Origin of the sequence: uncultured Microbacterium sp., assembly GCF_947489255.1 — a bacterium.
Classification (GTDB): Bacteria; Actinomycetota; Actinomycetes; order Actinomycetales; family Microbacteriaceae; genus Microbacterium; species Microbacterium phycohabitans.
Genome location: NZ_CANLCY010000003.1, coordinates 333,945 through 349,145, shown reverse-complemented (window position 1 = coordinate 349,145; position 15,201 = coordinate 333,945). Strand labels below are relative to the sequence as shown.

Here is a 15,201-nt window from a genome sequence, read left to right as displayed (position 1 = left end):
GGTCCGGAGGCCGAATGTCGGTGCGTCAGAGCCTGCTCGCGATCCTCGATCGCGGTGCCTGCTACGGCTCCCAGCTGCGCGCCGAGTACGAGCGCCGCACCGGCGCCACCGTGAACGTCGGTCAGGTCTACACGACACTCGAGCGTCTGGAACGCGACGGACTCGTCGAGGGGGCTGGTGTCGACGACGAGGCGCGGGTGTTGTGGCGGCCCACTGCCGCCGGCCGCGCCGAGGCGCGCGCCTGGCTGGCGGGCGCGTCGCTGGCGGAGGGCCGCGACGACGTCGCCCTCAAGATCGCGCTCGCCGTGACCCTCCCGGGTGCCGATGTCGCCGCCGTCGTCTCGGCGCAACGGGGGGCGGTCCGTGCGGCACTGCAGGCGACCGAGGCCGGAGGCGTCGAGGGGGATGCCGTGCCCGCCGCGATCGTGCGAGCGGCCCGGCGGGCGCGGCTCGAGGCCGACCTGCGCTGGCTCGACGAGGTCGAGCGCCTCGCCGCCACGGTCGAGCCCTTCGGGCTGTCGGACGAGCGCCCGAGGCGCGGACGGCCCGCCCGGTCTACGGTGTAAGGCGCGCGTAGCTTCGACGGGGTCATCCGTCAAGGGCGGCTGTGATCATCGGGAAAGCGTGCACGCTGAGAACACCCCGGACGACCCAAGGAGTTCTCACATGGTCATGGAAGCACCGCTCAGCCGCCGGGGTTCGATGAAAGCGGCCGCGCGCGCCGCAGTCCCCGCCGATCCGGCCGTCATCCCGCCGGCTCTCACGGAGATCCCGTGGACGAGGATCGACCTCGATCTGTACGAGGTCGCCCGCGACGGCTACATCGTCGGATACGTCGAGGTCGTCGGGGCGGTGTTCGTCGCCCTCGGCGGTGCCCGCTACGACCGGGCGGTCGAGGTGTCGCAGCACCTCACCTTCCACTCCGCCGTCGACGCCCTCGTGCGCCGGGTGTTCTGAGGCGAGGGCGGGAACCCCGCGCGGCGTGAACGCCGGCGCGCGCCGGAGGGATCAGCGCGCCAGCGAGTAGCCCGCTTCGTCGATCGCCGCGGCGACGTCGTCATCGCTGACGCCCGCGGCGCGGGCGATGCGCACCACCGACGTGCCGCCCGCCTGCAGGGCGACGTCGACGACGTCGACGCCCTCGAGAGACGAGAGTTCTTCGGTGACGGCGCGGACGCAGTGCTCGCACGTCATGCCCTCGACGCGGAGCTCGTCGGTGGCCGCGACCGACGCGGGAGCGGATGCCGCGGTGCCGTGGGCGCACCCGCATCCGTCGCCGCACCCTCCGCGGGCGGGGGTGGTTGCCGTGAGGCCGAGCTCGATGCGCTGTTCCGACATGGTGTCCTCCTCAGGAACGGACCAGGCGCGCGATGGCCTGATTTGCTTCTTTCAACTTCTCTTCGGCGACGGGACCGCCCTGCGCGGCCGCCTCGGCGACGCAGTGCGAGAGGTGGTCGTCGAGGAGCGAGAGGGCGACGTTCTCGAGCGCCTTCGTGACCGCCGACACCTGGGTGAGGATGTCGATGCAGTACTGGTCGTCGTCGACCATGCGCGCGATGCCGCGCACCTGTCCCTCGGCACGCCGCAGGCGCTTGAGGAGATCGTCCTTGTGGCCCTCGTAACCGTGCATGCTTCGATGATACCCCCGTGGGGTATGCCTAGCATCCTGGTCGGAGGTGTCAACCCCCTCGGCGGGAGGTCGCCCGTGACGGAAGGTCGAGTATCAGGAGGTCGACATGCTTTCTCGTCAGACCGGTGGTGGTCGGCGATGACCACCGAACCTTTCCCCACCGGACCCCATCGCCCCGTGCGCATCCCGCACCTGCCCCCGCTGCGCTCGCAGCGGGGAGAATCGAAGGATGACGCGAACACTGGCGGCGCTTCCGGGCGCCGCCCGGAGGCTGTGCCTCAGCCGAAGAAACGGCGAGATCTGCACCCGTGAGGACGGGCACCGGGGCCTGCACCACCGCACCGGTGGGCGTCTGCTCTGGAGCGATCTGCAGGCCGACCCGCCCGAGTGCCCCGGCGCAGGATCGCCGGCCGAGCCCGCGGCGACCCTCGACGACGGTTTCCCCGACGGACGGGCCGTCTGCCCGGTCTGCTGGGCCTTCGTGGGCCTGACCGACGACGGCACGCTCGAGCCGCATGACTCCTGGCGCGGAGACGATTCGCGTCAGGAATCCGATCGGCGCCGCGAATGGTTCAACGCCTTCGGGTGGTGACTCTCACGCCCGTGCCCGTGCACCGACCAGGGCCGCCCGCCCGTCGACCACCTCGACGGTCTCGTCGAGAGCGCCGGCGTGCACGAGGTCGTGCGTGACGAGCAGCGTCGCGGTGCCGAGGTCGTGCGTCAGGCGTGAGATGAGCGCCATGATCTCCGCGCCGCGAGCGCTGTCCAGCGCGCTCGTCGGCTCGTCCACCAGCAGCACGCGCGGCTCGTGCACGAGGGCGCGGGCGATGGCGACGCGCTGACGCTGCCCTCCGGACAGGTGCGCGGGGCGGCGATCGGCCTGACCGCCGAGCCCGACGGCATCCAGCAGCTCGTCGACGCGGCCGCGCACGGCGGTGCGACGCTCCCGACGGCCTCGCCCGCCGAGCTCCGCCATCACGCGCAGCTGCTCTCGCGCGGTGAGGGCGGGCAGCAGCTGCGGCTGCTGGAACACGATGCCGATCCGCTCGCGGCGGAGCGCGGTGCGACCCGCGGCGGTGAGGCGGGTGGCATCCACTCCGTCGACGACGACGCGACCGGAATCGGGGCGGACGAGGGTGGCGGCCAGGGCCAGCAGGCTCGACTTGCCCGAACCCGACGGACCGGTGATCCCCGTGACGAGCCCGGGGCGGCCCTCGAGCGTGGCGTGGTCGACCGCCGTGACGCGGGAGTCGCCGTCGGGATAGGTGAGGGTGACGTCGTCGAGAAGGATCATCGGGTGCTCCCCAGGGCGGTGAGAGGGTCGGATTTCGTGACGGTGCGGAGCGACACGGCCGCTCCCAGCACGCCCAGCGCGATCATGACGACCGCCGGGGCGAGGGTGGTGAGGGGGCTCAGGACGAACGGCAGCGCCCCGCCGGCGAGCGCGCCGAGAAGGGCGGTGAGGCCGATCCCGACGCAGACGCCGACGAGCAGCACGACGAGCGCTTGGCCGAGGGCGTCGCGCACGAGGGCCGGGGTGCTGGCGCCGAGGGCCTTGAGAACGGCGACGTCTCCCGCCCGCTGCATCGTCCACACGGTGAAGAACGCGCCCACGACGAGCGCCGAGACGCCGAAGAGCATCGCGATCATGAGCCCGAGCGACCCGATCTCGGAGCGGAACGTCGGCAGCGCCGACAGGCTCGCCAGGGAGGAGGATGCCGTGGTCCCGGTCTCGGCGGCCACCTCGTTCCACGCGGGGTCGCCGGAGACGGCGAGAACGGTCGCCTCACCCGACCCTCCCAGGCGCTGGTCGAGCGTCTTCCACGCCGTGGGGCTGAGGGCCACGACGGGGGTGTGGCTGTAGGAGAGGTCGTCGCCGACGGACGCGACACGGAAGCTCTCGCCGGCGATCGCCACGTCGTCTCCCACGGCGGCACCCAGGGCTTTCGCGGCACCGGCGGAGAGCGCGGCGTCGGCGTCGGAGGGGGCGTTCAGCGCGAAGGCGGGGGAGTCGAGGCCGAACAGCGCCACGGCTCCCGACGCGGTGGGGCCCTCGGCGCGGGACTGCAGGATGCCGATCGGCACGACGCCGGTGACACCCGTCGCGTCGCGCCACGCGGCGACGGCGGCGTCGTCGACCGCCGAGTCGGTGAACGTCGCCGCGGCGTCGCCCTCGGGCTGCAGCACGAGCCGATCTCCGGGCAGGGCCAGCACGGCCGAGACGTTCTGGGCGGCCAGGCCGCCGGTCAGGCCCGCGAGGAACCCCACGAGCAGGGTGATGAGGGCGACGACCGCCCCGATGAGGGCGAATCGCCCGCGGGCGAACCGCAGATCGCGCCATGCGACGTACACGTCGCCTCCTTCCGCCGGCGGATCTCACCGGCACCCCTCCAGCGTCGCCATCCGGCCCGCGGCGGTCATCGGCGCAAGGGGCGTTCTTGCTCTCCACCTTTCGGATGATCCGCCCAGGGCCCGGCATCCGTAGCCTGGAGATCGTCATGCCGCACCGCACCCTCGCTCCCGTCTTCGCGGGCCTGCGCGTCGGGCTCCACGTCTTGTTCGGGGCCCTGCTCGCGCTGGTCGTGGTGCGCGTGCTCGTGACCGGCGGCTCGGTGGTGGCGCTCGTGCTCGCGGGAGTGCTCGGTGCGGTGTACCTCGCCGGGCTCGCGATCGCCCGTGTGCGCCGCCGCGCGGCCGCGGTGGTCTGGGTCGCGGTGCTGACCGTGGTGTGGGCGGCGCTGGTGTGGCTGGTGCCCGAGGCGGCCTACCTCGTCTTCCCGTTGTTCTTCCTCTACCTCCACGTGCTCCCCGGGATCGCCGGTCCCCTCGCCGTGGTCGCGACGACGGCCCTGACGATCGCCGCGTTCGCCGTGCACGGCGGCCTCACGGTGGGCGGCGTCGTGGGGCCGATCGTCGGTGCCGGGGTCGCCCTGCTCATCGGTCTCGGATACGCGGCGCTCGACCGGCGCGCGGCCGAGCGTGAAGCGCTCATGGCGGAGCTGCTCGCCACCCGCGACCGTCTCGCGGCCGCCGAACGCGAGCAGGGCATCCTCGCCGAGCGGTCGCGGCTCGCGCGCGAGATCCACGACACCGTCGCGCAGGGGCTGTCGAGCATCCAGATGCTCCTGCACGCGGCGGAGCGGGCGGATGCCGCCAGCCCGGGCCTGCCGCACGTGCGTCTGGCCCGCGAGACCGCGGCCGACGGACTCGCCGAGACCCGGCGCTTCATCCGCGAACTGGCGCCGCCCCGTCTCGACAGCGGCCTCGGTCCGGCGCTCGAGCGCCTCGCGCGCGAATGGGGTGCCCGCGAGGCGGTCGCGATCGACGTCGAGGTGGACGACGACGCATCCCTCCCGATGGACGCGCAGACGGCGCTGCTGCGCATCGCCCAGGGGGCGCTCGCCAACGTCGCCCAGCACGCCGGCGCCGCGCGGGTCGGCATCCGTCTGACCCGCCTCGACGGTGCGGTGCGCCTGCGGATCGCCGACGACGGCGGCGGGTTCGACCCCGACCGAGCGGAGGCGGTCGCCGCCGAGACGGACTCGTTCGGGCTGCGCGCCATACGGGAGCGGGTCGAGCAGCTCGACGGCGCCCTCGAGGTCGACAGCGCACCGGGTCGGGGCGCCGCCATCACGGTCACTCTTCCGGGGGGTGCGTCGTGATCCGTGTCGTCATCGCCGACGACCACCCCGTCGTCCGCGCCGGCGTGCGGGCGCTGCTCGACGCGGAGACCGACATCGAGGTGGTGGGGGAGGCCGCGACCCCCGATGAGGCGGTCGCCCTGTCGGAGCGGCTCGCGCCCGAGCTCGTGCTGATGGACCTGCAGTTCGGCGACCGGGCAGCCGGCGCCGAGGCGACCAGGCGCGTCCGCGCGCTCGCCGCCCCGCCCTACGTGCTCGTGCTCACCAACTACGACACCGACGGCGACATCCTCGGCGCGATCGAGGCGGGTGCCAGCGGGTATCTGCTGAAGGACGCGCCGCCCCACGAGCTCCTGGCCGGCGTCCGTGCCGCCGCGGCCGGGCAGAGCGCTCTCGCGCCGGCGATCGCGAGCTGACTGCTCGCACGTCTGCGCGAACCCCGCGTGACGCTGTCGGCGCGCGAGATCGAGGTGCTGCGCCTCGTCGCCCGCGGCGCGTCGAACGCCGACGTCGCCGCCCGCCTGCACATCACCGACGCGACGGTGAAGTCGCACCTCGCGCACGTCTTCTCCAAACTCGGCGTCACCTCGCGCACCGCCGCCGTCTCGTCGGCGCGGGCCCTCGGCATCCTGCGCTGAGCGCCTCGAGGTCTCCTCCGGCGCCGGAGGGGACGACGTACGATGGGCGTCATGATCCGGGTGCGAGTGGTCGGCGTGGCCCTCGACCCGGCGCAGCAGCACGTCATCCTGCTCTCCCCCATCGACGCCGAGGCCGACGGGGAGCGCGTGCTCCCGGTGTGGATCGGGCCGCAGGAGGCGATGTCGATCCTCGTCGCGATCGAGGGCACCGCATCGCCCCGCCCGCTCGCGCACGACCTGATGACCGCGATGCTGGGGGAGTTGTCGGCGACCGTCGACCGCGTCGAGATCACCCATCTCGCCGAGGGGACGTTCTACGCCCGACTCGTGCTGGACACCCCGCGCGGACAGCGCACGTTCGATGCCCGGCCCTCCGACGCGATCGCGCTGGGAGCCCGCGTCGACGCGTCGATCTGGGTCGCCGACACCGTGTTCGCCGAGGCGGGCGTGCCCGACGACGCGGTCGCGCTCGACCCGTCGCCCGAGGAGGAACGGGTGGAGGAGTTCCGGCGGTTCCTTGACGATGTCGACCCCGAGGACTTCCAGGGCTGACGGTCCGCCGACCCCGCGACGCTCCTAGACTCGCGGAGGGGTCGCGCGCCGCGGCCCGATCCACGACGAACGGGGTACGGATGCAACTCGCCATGGTCGGACTCGGACGGATGGGCGCCAACATCGTGCGCCGGCTCATGAGGGACGGTCACGATTGCGTCGTCTTCGACGTGAATCAGGATGCCGTCGCCTCCCTCGTCGAGGAGGGGGCGACCGGTGCGACGAGCATCGCCGACCTGGCGTCGAAGCTGCAGAAGCCGCGCGCCGTCTGGCTCATGATCCCCGCGGGGCTCACCGGATCGGTGGTCGACCAGGTCGCCGAGGTGCTCGAGCCGGGCGACATCATCATCGACGGCGGCAACTCCAACTACCGCGACGACGTGCGTCGCGCGAAGAAGCTCGACGACAGCGGCATCCATTACGTCGACGTGGGGACCAGCGGCGGCGTGTTCGGTCTCGAGCGCGGCTACTGCCTCATGGTCGGCGGCCACGACGAGGCCGTGGCGCACCTCGAACCGGTGCTGCGCACCATCGCCCCCGGGCCGGGCGAGGTCGAGCGCACGCCCGGACGCACCGGCGACTACACGACCGAGGAGCGCGGGTACCTGCACTGCGGTCCGTCCGGGGCGGGACACTTCGTGAAGATGGTGCACAACGGCATCGAATACGGCATCATGGCCGCGCTCGCCGAGGGTCTCAACGTGCTCAACAACGCCGATGCGGGTCTGCACCAGGGCGAGCACTCCGCCGAGGTCGCCCCCCTCGAGGAGCCGGAGTTCTACCAGTTCGACATCGACACGGCGCGGGTGACGGAGCTGTGGCGTCGCGGATCGGTCATCTCGTCGTGGCTGCTCGACCTGACCGCGGCGGCTCTCGCGCAGAACCCCACGCTCGACGGTCTCGCCGGTCGCGTGTCGGACTCGGGCGAGGGGCGCTGGACGGTGAAGGCCGCCGTCGACACGGGCGTGCCCGTTCCGGTCCTCGCCGCGTCGCTGTTCGAACGCTTCGCCTCGCGGGGCGAGGACCACTTCGCCAACCAGGTGCTCTCGGCGATGCGTCTGCAGTTCGGCGGTCACCAGGAGCTGCCCGCCGGAGACGTGCTCGAGGCCGGTCAGAAGAAGGCCGAGAGCGGTCGCGACTGACGACCCGCGCGCGAACTCAGCGCATCAGCAGGATCTGACAGATGAAGAGGCCCCCGCCGTCGTTCCACACCTCGACGGCGGGGGCCTCGCACGTGCCGTCCTCGGCGGTGAGCAGTCGGACCCCGGCGTCGTCGTAGAGCGCGTAGGGGCCCACGGTGCCGCGGACCGCGGCGGAGATGCCCTGCGGGAGCTCGCTCACGGAGGCCAGGGCGTCACGCAGCGGAGCGCTCGCTTCTTCGGTGTAGTGCGTCTCGGCGCCGTAATCCCGGCAGTTCGCCGTGCCGCCCGCCCCGATGGGGAAGCCCGTGCCCAGGCAGTAGCCGCCCGCGGGCATCTCGGGGAGGGTGTCGTGGGCGCTGCGGTACTTCTCGAAGATCTCCTGCCACTGCACGAGCTTCTGGGTGGCCTGCTGGTTCGGCGTCGAGCTCGTCGAGATCAGGAACCAGGAGAGGAATGCGAGCGCTCCGATGATGATGAGGCCGCCGATCACGAGCGACACGATGGCGGCGGGGTGAAGGCGAGTGCGAGACGTGGTCGACATGGCGGGCTTTCTCGAGAGGGGGGCGCGGGCGACGCGATGACGGATCGCGCCAGAATCGCATCCGCCGCGCCCGTCCTCGTCGGCGAGCGCCGTGGCTCCCGCGGGCGAGCGCCGGAGATTCACCCGGGCGCTCGCCCCGTGGGGTCCGGCGTCGAGTCGCGTCCGGCGGGCGAGGGAGACTAGGGGGATGAGCAGTACGGCATCCACGCCCCCCGATCGTTACGTCGTCGCCACCGACGGCGCCTGCAAGGGCAACCCCGGTCCCGCGGGCTGGGCCTGGGTCGGAGAAGACGGCCACTGGGCCGCGGGTTCGATCCCGTCGGGCACGAACAACATCGGCGAACTGCTCGGTCTGCTGCACGCGATCACCGATCACGCCGACGTGCGCGAGCTCGTCGTGCAGGCCGACTCGAAGTACGCGATCGACACGTACTCGTCGTGGATGGACGGCCACCGCCGCCGGGGGTGGGTCACGAGCGCCAAGAAGCCGGTGGCCAACCGCGGGATCCTCGAGGCGCTCATCGCCGCCCGTGACGCGCGCCGTGCCGCGGGGCTCCCCGACGTCGTGCTCGAGCACGTGCGCGGGCACTCCGGGCACGTGCTCAACTCCTGGGCCGACGAGCGGGCGGTGCGCGCCTCGCAGCACGCGGCCAAGGGCGAGGAGCTCATCTGGACCTCGCTGCGCGGTCTCGACCGCCTCGAGGTGCAGAAGGCGCCGCCCCGCTCCGCGGCGGACCGCAACGGCCGCTGACCCCGCGCCCTCAGCCGGCCAGCACCTCGGCCTCCTCCGCCGCGGTGAGCCCCGCCCGTCGCGGCCGGTCGATCCCGCGCGCGCGTTCGTCGTCGAGGACACGTCGCATCGTCTCGGCCAGCGGGCGGCGCCGGCCACCGGACGACAGGAAGGCGGCGTCGCTGCGACGGGAGAAGCCCCGCGCTTCGGCGGGCAGCCACAGCGGGAGCGACCGCGGGCCCATCCAGTGCTGCACGCCGCGGGCGAGGAGGGCCTCGTCGTCGAGGGTGACGGTCTCGGCAACCGCTGCGGACGCATCGCGGGCGGCGGCGAAGATCGCCGCGAGCGGGAACTCCTCGCCGACGGCGTTCACCGGGCCGTGCGCCCCGGCGGCGCCCGCGCGCACGATCCATTGCGCGAGGTCGTCGACGTCGATGCCTTGCGCGTGCCGATCCGCTGTCTCGGGCACGAGCACGCGGCCTCCTCTCGCGAAGCGCGCCGGCCAGTAGCCGAAGCGGTCGGTCGGGTCCCCCGGTCCCACGATGAGCCCGGCGCGAACCAGAAGAGCCCGCTCCGCCAGGCGCGCCGTGGTCAGCCGCTCGGCGTGCACCTTGGCATCCGCGTACCGCGCGAGATCGGTCGGCTCGACGAGGTCCGCGGACACGTCGGCGAACGGGGCGTCGGAGTGGGCGTACACCGACACGCTCGACACCAGGGTCCAGTGCGCCGCCCGCTCGGCGAGGGCGTCGAGGGCGGATGCCACGAAGCCCGGGTCCCACGACAGCTCGACGACGTCGTCCCAGTCGCCGTCGAGGCTCGCGTAGGCGTCGGGGTCGTTCCGGTCGGCGCGCACCAGCCGTGACCCCGCCGCGACGACCCCCGACTCGCCGCGGGCGAGGCAGGTGACGTCGGCGCCCGCGGCCAGCGCGGCCGTCGCGATCGCCCGGCCGAGCCAAGCGGTTCCACCGAGGATGAGGATGCGTCGCATGCGGCCAGCCAAGCAGTCGGACGCCCGGGGAGGCGAGGGGGTTCGCGGTCGGCTGATCTCGAAGGGGCATCATGAGCGGGGATTCCACCCGTTATGGTCGGGCGGAAGGAGGGCATTCGTGAACGGACCATATCCTCGGCGGCCGATGGACGATCGCCACGGAGGGGACTTCGACGGCCCGCCGTCCGACCCCCGTGCGACTCAACGCTCGCGCCTCTGGGATGCCGCGTGGGCACCGAGCGATCCGTCCGGGCCCGACCTCCGGCGCGACCACCCTGATCGATGGATGCGGTTCTGGAGCCTTCCCGACGGTCGGCGTCTGCCCGAGGGCGACGCGGACATGGCGGTGGTGCTGCACCGCTATCGGACCGTCCTCGAGGTGCTGGACCCCGAGCACGCCGCGCTCACCGTCGTCGGGGCGGACTGGGGCCCTCCCGACGGCGCCGGTGGATGGACGCGGCGGCATCTGCCGGGCCGCCGCCCCTGGCGGATCTCGAGCCTCGCCGACGATGGCGGCACGCCGGGCACGACGTTCTTCTGGGCGTCCGAGGGCGTCGCCACGGACGACCTCGACGACCTCCTCCGCCTCGCCGCCGTCGACGCGGCTCACGTCATCGTGGTTCCGCCTGACATGTCGTGGGTGTTCGCGCCGTACGACGGGGGTGTCGACGTGTTCGTCATCGACAGCGATTCCCGGGAGGCCGTGCGCGAGCCCCTCGGGCCGTGGCTCTCGACCCACCCCGACGGGCTCTAGGGGCATCACGCATCGACCGCCTGGGCGAGGGGAATGCGCGGCGTTCGTCGACGAGGCGCGGCGCACGGCCTCGCGAGGACGCCGATCGGTCGGGCGCACGGGGTCGCGGGTCGTCACCGACCCAGCGGCGTCCCCTGGTGGAACAGCATCCGGAGATCCGGCGCGCACCGCCACACCGACGAGCGGCGGCTCTCGCGGCCGTCGAGTCGGAGCAGGTAATCGAGAAGCACCGTGTCGGGCGCGATCGTGCGCGACGAACGTTCTCGGATGACGCCCGCCGCGCTGCCCGGGTCTCGGGCGACGGCGTCGATGATCTCGGCGCGTTCCCATCGCCGCCCCGACTGACCGATCTCCACGAAGTCGTCGGCGAGGAGACGTCCGAGCTCGGCCGCGTCCCTCCGGACGGCGGGGTCGAGCAGACGCTGCTCGGCGTCCCAGGCCGCGGCGGTGAGGGCCGCGGCATCCATCGCCCGACCGCGTATCTCGTAGCGGCGCTCGATGCCCGCCGTCGCGCTGCCCCACGTGCTCGTCGAGACACGGCGCTGGTGGGCGTCGAACGCGGCCTCGTCGGCGAAGCGCTCCTCGACCCGCCAGACGAGCGGGTCGTCCGTGGGGTCGACCTCGAACATGAGGCAGCCCGGTTCGGCACGGGTGAGGGCGACGTGCGCCGGGAGGTGCGCGCGCACGCGCTCGCGTTCCGCGGCGTCGGCGCAGCGGAGCTCGCCCGACAACGTGACCGCGGGACCGCGGGGTACAGGCGTGGTCGTGCCCGACTCCCAGTCGCGGCGCAGCACGCTGTAGGCGACGGATGCCATCGGCTCGCCGTCCTCGACCGGCCACCCGTCGCGGTAGTACGCCTCGAGAACCCACCCGCTGCGCTCGAACGTGCGGCGCATCGCCGTGTTGTCCTCGCGCGTCTGGCCCTCGAATCGGATGACGGCGGGATGGGCGGCGAAGACGCGGTCGGTCGCGAGCGCCAGCGCTGCCGCGCCCAGCCTCTGCCCGCGCCAGGAGTCACCGATCCGCAGGTCGAGCATGGCCGTGGCATCGGCGAGGTCGTCGAGTCGGACGACCCCGATGCGTCCCCGATCGTCGTCATCGATCCAGAGCGTCTCGGTCTCCTCACCGCCCCACGATCCGGCGTCGATCGATCCGTGCACCTCCGCGACGCGGGGATGCGGGTGCACGTGGAACGGGAAGTGATTCTCCGAGAGGAAGGCGACGAGCGCGTCACGATCGGCCCCGGCGGCATCGAGACGGGTCAGATGCAGCGGCATCCGTCCACGCTACGGGCTCCGGGTGCCGGGAAGGGGACGCCGGGCTCAGGTCGCCGGAGCCGCGAGCGAGGGCGTCTTCGCGATGGCATCCCTCAGCACCTTCTCGCCGGCGAAGAGGGTGTCGTGATAGACGTCGCCGAAGGCGAAGGGGGCACGCATGTGCCAGATCGAGGCCCCGGTGCACCACGACGATCGCAGCGGCGCAGCGAGGACCGAGCGGTACAGAAGAGCCTGGACGTCGTGGTTCGGCGCGCCCGTGGGCGGGGTGCTGCCCTCCTGCTGGGCGAGACCGTCGACACGCGGTTGCACGCCGACCTCGGTGATGAGGAACGGGATGCTCAGCTGCGCGCACACGTCTTCGAGCTTGCCGAGGTGGTCGTCGGTTCGGCCGCCGGCTCCCCGCCATCCGTCGACGAGCTCGTCGACGGTGATGTTCGGCGCGGACGGGGTGTAGACCTTATCGGTCAGGCGGATCCAGGAGTTGATGCCGAACACGTCGAGCAACTGCGCCATGTGCGGGGTGCCCTGGGGGAGCCAGTAGGTGTGCAGCAGATAGAGCTCGAGAGTGGTGAAGGCGGCGGTGAGCTTCACTCCGGGCTCGGCCGCCCGCACCGTCTTCGCGAGGTCGACCCACTTCGCGTACTGCGCCGCGTCGGTCTGTCCCGGTTGCTCGCACGCGAGGGAGAGGTACTCGACGCCGTTGTCGGCGCACAGACCCGCGAAGTGCACCATCTGCTCGGTCCACCGCGTGAAGAAGCCCTCGACGGATGCCGGGGCGTAGTTCGCACGGTAGAACCCGTCGCCGTCCTCCTCGGTGGCGATGTGCGGCTTGAGCAGGGTGATGCGCACCCCGCGGTCCTCCGCGAGGGCGAAGACCTTGCGGATGCGGTCGTCGGACACCCGGGTGAACGTCGTCGAGGTGGCATCCGGGATGTAGCAGAGCACGACGAGGGTCGCGTGGGCGCCGAGACGCGCGATGCGGTCGAGTTCGCGCGCCGTCACCGACAGGGGCGTCTTGTCGTCGAGGCTCAGCGAGATGCTGAGGTCGCGCTTGATGTCGCCGACCGTACCGGCGAATCGACGTCGCCGACGATCGTCGCCGTGGCGTACCTCGATCGTGAACGCGTAGGGTCCCGGCGTGGTCAACCGCCCCGCGAGAGCGGAGCCCGCGAGGGAGAGACCGGCGGGGAGGGCCCCGTCGAGCAGGGTCAGCGTCGCGTCATCGTTCTTCGACAGCGGGCGGCGGACGGTGTCCCACACGTGCAGGTCGAGATCGGCGGGCGAGTTCGCGCTCGGCGACGGGGATGCACCGGAGGCGCTGCTCGAGGGCGAGGCAGGGGGTTGCTGCGGGGCGTCGCTGGTGATCATGCTCGCCGCGGCGGCGCTGCCCGCCCCCAGGGCCACGACCCCCAGACCGCCCAGGAGCAGACCGCGTCTCGAGACCTCCATGGCGACCCCCTCCCGATGCGATGCCGTGTGATGCGCGGTGTCGACGTCGACCGGTGGAGGGCCTTCGCCCCCGCCGTCCCAGGCTAGAGGCGCGGTGTGCTGGTGCGTGGGGAATCTCCGACGACTCTGGGGGTTCTCGCGGGCTCGGTGCCGGCAACGACGCGCCGGTTACGCTGGAGCAACCGTCACCCGAGGAGTCACCGTGTCCACCGACGAGCGCGCCCGGCGCATCCGCACCCTCCGTACCGCTTCCCTCGGGATCGCCGGCATCGGCTCTTCGATCGCCATGGCCGTGCTCGGATCGTGGTGGACGCCGCTCATCCTGCTCGCGGCCACCGCGGGGGCGGTGCTCGTGATCTGGCGGTCCGACAGCGCGCTCGCCGCCCCTCGCGCGGTCATTCCGGTGCTCGTCGTGGTGAGCGCCCTCACCGTGGCGGGCCTGCTGGGCGTCGTCGGTGTGCTGCCCGCGGGCTGGGTGTGGGCCGCCCTCGGCGCCTACGCGGTGGCCTGGGGCGAGTACCTGCTGTCGCAGACGATCGCGCGCTCGCGGGGCGTCACGGCCTGGCGCTGAGCGGCGCCGGCCGCTCCAGGCACAGCAGATCGGGACGATCGTCCCACGAGGCGACCCCCGCCGCAGTGGGCGAAGACGGCGGTGCGCACGACGGTCATCCCGCCACGCTACGTCTCCGCGCGAGACGACGAACGGACCCGGATGCCGAGGGGGCGGCATCCGGGTCCGTTCCGTGTTCGGTCAGACCGTCGCGAGCGTTGACTGCCACCCGAGGGCGGGAGCGACGTGCTTCGCGAAGTTCTCGACGAGGCGCAGGTTGAAGTCGACGCCCATCTGCGAGGGGATCGTCAGCAGGAGGGTGTCGGCGCTCATCACGGCCGCGTCGTTCTGCAACTGCTCCACCAGCACCTCGGGTGGGGCGGCGTAGGTTTTGCCGAAGGTCGAGCGCATGCCGTCGATCACGCCGATCTGGTCGTTGCCCGCCGAGCCGCCGAAGTACATCTCGTCTTCGGCGGTGACGATCGGGAAGATGCTGCGGCTGACGGAGGTGCGCGGCTCCCCGGCGTGCCCGGCCTCGCGCCACGCGGCGCGGAAGGCGTCGAGCTGCTGCGCCTGCAGGATGTCGAAGGGAGTGCCGTCGGCCTCGGTGAGCAGCGTCGACGACATGAGGTTGACGCCGATGCGGCCCGCCCACTCCGCGGTCGCCGTGGTGCCGGCGCCCCACCAGATGCGCGTGCGCAGGCCGGGGGAGTGGGGCTCGATGCGCTGCAGGCCGGTGCCGCCGCCGAAGGGGCTCATCGGGTCGCGCTCGGCGAGGCCCTCGCCGTCGATGGCGCGGAGGAAGAGGTCGAAGTGCTCGCGGGCGATGTCGGCTCCGCGGGGGTCTTGCGACCCGGTGTACCCGAAGGCCTCGTAGCCGCGCTGGACCGTCTCGGGTGACCCACGGCTCACGCCGAGCGCGAGGCGGTTGCCGCTGATCAGGTCGACGGATGCCGCCTCCTCGGCGAGCATGAGCGGATTCTCGTACCGCATGTCGATCACGCCGGTGCCGACCTCGATGCGCGAGGTGCGCGCGGCGATCGCGGCGAGAAGCGGCATGGGGGCGGCCTGCTGGCGGGCGAAGTGGTGCACCCGGAACGAGATGCCGTTCACGCCGAGATCGTCCATGCCCTGGGCGAGATCGATCGCCTGCAGCATGGAGTCGCCCGCGGAGAGGTGGTGCCCGCCGCCGAGGGGGCCGTAGTGGCCGAAGGAGAGTGTGCCGAAGGAGCGCATGCAGGGTGCAACGCACGGCATCCTGATCTATTCCCGCGCATATACCGCTCAGCGACCCCGGACGCCGCCGGGT

18 protein-coding genes and 1 pseudogene are annotated in these 15,201 nt (G+C 72.5%); 10 read left to right on the top strand and 9 right to left on the bottom strand.

Going from position 1 to position 15,201, the window contains the following annotated elements:
• Positions 1 to 14: 14 nt before the first annotated feature.
• Together Q0818_RS08970 and Q0818_RS08965 are read left to right on the top strand one after the other, a co-directional pair.
• The gene (locus tag Q0818_RS08970) at positions 15 to 566 is read left to right on the top strand and encodes a helix-turn-helix transcriptional regulator (RefSeq protein WP_298873713.1); all 552 of its coding nucleotides are present in this window, start codon (positions 15 to 17) and stop codon (positions 564 to 566) included.
• A 100-nt stretch (positions 567 to 666) separates the two neighbouring features.
• Positions 667 to 957: a hypothetical protein gene (locus Q0818_RS08965; protein ID WP_298873711.1), complete on the top strand. Its 291-nt coding sequence runs from the start codon at positions 667 to 669 to the stop codon at positions 955 to 957.
• A gap of 51 nt (positions 958 to 1,008) precedes the next feature.
• Here the strand turns inward: Q0818_RS08965 and Q0818_RS08960 are convergent, their stop codons facing one another.
• A complete protein-coding gene (locus Q0818_RS08960) occupies positions 1,009 to 1,338 on the bottom strand; it encodes a heavy-metal-associated domain-containing protein (RefSeq protein ID WP_298873709.1) in 330 nt (109 codons plus the stop codon).
• Positions 1,339 to 1,348: 10 nt separating this feature from the next.
• Positions 1,349 to 1,630 (bottom strand): metal-sensitive transcriptional regulator, encoded by a 282-nt coding sequence (locus Q0818_RS08955; protein WP_056230224.1) that lies wholly within the window; start codon positions 1,628 to 1,630, stop codon positions 1,349 to 1,351.
• Between the two features lie 229 nt (positions 1,631 to 1,859).
• Here Q0818_RS08955 and Q0818_RS08950 point away from each other — a divergent pair, with 229 nt between their 5' ends.
• Positions 1,860 to 2,222, top strand: a complete 363-nt coding sequence (locus Q0818_RS08950) for a hypothetical protein (RefSeq protein WP_298873707.1) — start codon at positions 1,860 to 1,862, stop codon at positions 2,220 to 2,222.
• A 3-nt stretch (positions 2,223 to 2,225) separates the two neighbouring features.
• Here the strand turns inward: Q0818_RS08950 and Q0818_RS08945 are convergent, their stop codons facing one another.
• Together Q0818_RS08945 and Q0818_RS08940 are read right to left on the bottom strand one after the other, a co-directional pair.
• Positions 2,226 to 2,924, bottom strand: coding sequence for an ABC transporter ATP-binding protein (locus Q0818_RS08945; RefSeq protein WP_298873705.1), 699 nt, complete (start codon positions 2,922 to 2,924; stop codon positions 2,226 to 2,228).
• Positions 2,921 to 3,982 (bottom strand): ABC transporter permease, encoded by a 1,062-nt coding sequence (locus Q0818_RS08940; RefSeq protein ID WP_298873703.1) that lies wholly within the window; start codon positions 3,980 to 3,982, stop codon positions 2,921 to 2,923. Before Q0818_RS08940 ends, Q0818_RS08945 begins: the two co-directional genes overlap by 4 nt.
• 146 nt (positions 3,983 to 4,128) lie before the next feature.
• On the opposite strand from Q0818_RS08940, the gene Q0818_RS08935 reads away from it, so the two are divergent.
• The 4 genes and pseudogenes from Q0818_RS08935 to gnd all read left to right on the top strand — a co-directional run bounded on the left by Q0818_RS08935 (position 4,129) and on the right by gnd (position 7,603).
• Entirely contained in the window at positions 4,129 to 5,292 is a 1,164-nt protein-coding gene (locus Q0818_RS08935) for a sensor histidine kinase (protein ID WP_298873701.1), read from the top strand.
• A pseudogene (locus tag Q0818_RS08930) lies at positions 5,289 to 5,909 on the top strand (response regulator transcription factor). The gene Q0818_RS08935 and the pseudogene Q0818_RS08930 overlap by 4 nt, the downstream one beginning before the upstream one ends.
• Positions 5,910 to 5,960: 51 nt before the next feature.
• A complete protein-coding gene (locus Q0818_RS08925; RefSeq protein WP_298873699.1) occupies positions 5,961 to 6,461 on the top strand; it encodes a bifunctional nuclease family protein in 501 nt (166 codons plus the stop codon).
• 80 nt (positions 6,462 to 6,541) lie between these two features.
• Complete coding sequence (gene gnd, locus Q0818_RS08920) at positions 6,542 to 7,603, top strand: phosphogluconate dehydrogenase (NAD(+)-dependent, decarboxylating) (protein ID WP_298873697.1); 1,062 nt, start codon at positions 6,542 to 6,544, stop codon at positions 7,601 to 7,603.
• Positions 7,604 to 7,619: 16 nt separating this feature from the next.
• On the opposite strand, the gene Q0818_RS08915 is transcribed toward gnd, so the two are convergent.
• Positions 7,620 to 8,144, bottom strand: coding sequence for a hypothetical protein (locus Q0818_RS08915; RefSeq protein ID WP_298873695.1), 525 nt, complete (start codon positions 8,142 to 8,144; stop codon positions 7,620 to 7,622).
• A 187-nt stretch (positions 8,145 to 8,331) separates the two neighbouring features.
• Here Q0818_RS08915 and Q0818_RS08910 point away from each other — a divergent pair, with 187 nt between their 5' ends.
• Complete coding sequence (locus Q0818_RS08910; RefSeq protein ID WP_298873693.1) at positions 8,332 to 8,895, top strand: ribonuclease H; 564 nt, start codon at positions 8,332 to 8,334, stop codon at positions 8,893 to 8,895.
• A 10-nt stretch (positions 8,896 to 8,905) separates the two neighbouring features.
• On the opposite strand, the gene Q0818_RS08905 is transcribed toward Q0818_RS08910, so the two are convergent.
• Positions 8,906 to 9,862 carry an NAD-dependent epimerase/dehydratase family protein gene (locus Q0818_RS08905; protein WP_298873691.1) on the bottom strand — a complete coding sequence of 319 codons (957 nt, stop codon included), beginning with the start codon at positions 9,860 to 9,862 and terminating at the stop codon, positions 8,906 to 8,908.
• Positions 9,863 to 10,007: 145 nt separating this feature from the next.
• On the opposite strand from Q0818_RS08905, the gene Q0818_RS08900 reads away from it, so the two are divergent.
• On the top strand, positions 10,008 to 10,616 hold the full coding sequence (locus Q0818_RS08900; protein ID WP_298873690.1) for a hypothetical protein: 609 nt from the start codon (positions 10,008 to 10,010) through the stop codon (positions 10,614 to 10,616).
• Positions 10,617 to 10,729: 113 nt separating this feature from the next.
• On the opposite strand, the gene Q0818_RS16725 is transcribed toward Q0818_RS08900, so the two are convergent.
• Together Q0818_RS16725 and Q0818_RS08880 are read right to left on the bottom strand one after the other, a co-directional pair.
• Entirely contained in the window at positions 10,730 to 11,893 is a 1,164-nt protein-coding gene (locus Q0818_RS16725; protein WP_366943137.1) for a GNAT family N-acetyltransferase, read from the bottom strand.
• A gap of 45 nt (positions 11,894 to 11,938) precedes the next feature.
• Complete coding sequence (locus Q0818_RS08880) at positions 11,939 to 13,342, bottom strand: hypothetical protein (RefSeq protein ID WP_298873688.1); 1,404 nt, start codon at positions 13,340 to 13,342, stop codon at positions 11,939 to 11,941.
• Positions 13,343 to 13,544: 202 nt separating this feature from the next.
• Between Q0818_RS08880 and Q0818_RS08875 the strand changes: the two genes are divergently transcribed.
• Positions 13,545 to 13,913, top strand: a complete 369-nt coding sequence (locus tag Q0818_RS08875; protein ID WP_298873686.1) for a hypothetical protein — start codon at positions 13,545 to 13,547, stop codon at positions 13,911 to 13,913.
• Positions 13,914 to 14,093: 180 nt separating this feature from the next.
• On the opposite strand, the gene Q0818_RS08870 is transcribed toward Q0818_RS08875, so the two are convergent.
• Positions 14,094 to 15,128, bottom strand: a complete 1,035-nt coding sequence (locus Q0818_RS08870) for an LLM class flavin-dependent oxidoreductase (RefSeq protein ID WP_298873684.1) — start codon at positions 15,126 to 15,128, stop codon at positions 14,094 to 14,096.
• Positions 15,129 to 15,201: the final 73 nt, after the last annotated feature.

Coding starts and splice junctions, on each gene's coding strand:
- Q0818_RS08970 (WP_298873713.1), top strand. CDS start 15: ATGTCGGTGCGTCAGAGCCTGCTCGCGATCCTCGATCGCGGTGCCTGC.
- Q0818_RS08965 (WP_298873711.1), top strand. CDS start 667: ATGGTCATGGAAGCACCGCTCAGCCGCCGGGGTTCGATGAAAGCGGCC.
- Q0818_RS08960 (WP_298873709.1), bottom strand. CDS start 1,338: ATGTCGGAACAGCGCATCGAGCTCGGCCTCACGGCAACCACCCCCGCC.
- Q0818_RS08955 (WP_056230224.1), bottom strand. CDS start 1,630: ATGCACGGTTACGAGGGCCACAAGGACGATCTCCTCAAGCGCCTGCGG.
- Q0818_RS08950 (WP_298873707.1), top strand. CDS start 1,860: ATGACGCGAACACTGGCGGCGCTTCCGGGCGCCGCCCGGAGGCTGTGC.
- Q0818_RS08945 (WP_298873705.1), bottom strand. CDS start 2,924: ATGATCCTTCTCGACGACGTCACCCTCACCTATCCCGACGGCGACTCC.
- Q0818_RS08935 (WP_298873701.1), top strand. CDS start 4,129: ATGCCGCACCGCACCCTCGCTCCCGTCTTCGCGGGCCTGCGCGTCGGG.
- Q0818_RS08925 (WP_298873699.1), top strand. CDS start 5,961: ATGATCCGGGTGCGAGTGGTCGGCGTGGCCCTCGACCCGGCGCAGCAG.
- gnd (WP_298873697.1), top strand. CDS start 6,542: ATGCAACTCGCCATGGTCGGACTCGGACGGATGGGCGCCAACATCGTG.
- Q0818_RS08915 (WP_298873695.1), bottom strand. CDS start 8,144: ATGTCGACCACGTCTCGCACTCGCCTTCACCCCGCCGCCATCGTGTCG.
- Q0818_RS08910 (WP_298873693.1), top strand. CDS start 8,332: ATGAGCAGTACGGCATCCACGCCCCCCGATCGTTACGTCGTCGCCACC.
- Q0818_RS08905 (WP_298873691.1), bottom strand. CDS start 9,862: ATGCGACGCATCCTCATCCTCGGTGGAACCGCTTGGCTCGGCCGGGCG.
- Q0818_RS08900 (WP_298873690.1), top strand. CDS start 10,008: ATGGACGATCGCCACGGAGGGGACTTCGACGGCCCGCCGTCCGACCCC.
- Q0818_RS16725 (WP_366943137.1), bottom strand. CDS start 11,893: ATGCCGCTGCATCTGACCCGTCTCGATGCCGCCGGGGCCGATCGTGAC.
- Q0818_RS08880 (WP_298873688.1), bottom strand. CDS start 13,342: ATGGAGGTCTCGAGACGCGGTCTGCTCCTGGGCGGTCTGGGGGTCGTG.
- Q0818_RS08870 (WP_298873684.1), bottom strand. CDS start 15,128: ATGCGCTCCTTCGGCACACTCTCCTTCGGCCACTACGGCCCCCTCGGC.